Source organism: Corynebacterium frankenforstense, from assembly GCF_030211955.1.
GTDB classification, from domain to species: Bacteria; Actinomycetota; Actinomycetes; order Mycobacteriales; family Mycobacteriaceae; genus Corynebacterium; species Corynebacterium frankenforstense_A.
On sequence record NZ_JASODI010000101.1, the window covers coordinates 1 to 237 of the forward strand.

1 pseudogene is annotated in these 237 nt (G+C 62.9%); it reads left to right on the plus strand.

Annotated elements, in window-relative coordinates:
• Nucleotides 1-237: pseudogene (locus QP119_RS11945) on the plus strand (HNH endonuclease signature motif containing protein); the annotation flags it as partial.

Here is a 237-nt window from a genome sequence, read left to right on the forward strand (position 1 = left end):
GATCCGACGATGGGTCTTAATGCCTGGCTGACCGGTGTGCACGCGGATTGTTCGGGTCCGTCGTCGACGACGAAGACACCTGCCACCCAGTTCGAGCACCGCATCCCCCATGGGCAGGGTGGGCCCACCGCGTTGGATAACGCCTCGCGGCTCTCCCAGCACTGGCACAACCTGAAGACCGACGGGCAGGTGAAATACCTCCATGATCCGGTGTCGGGCATGACGATCTGGTTGCTG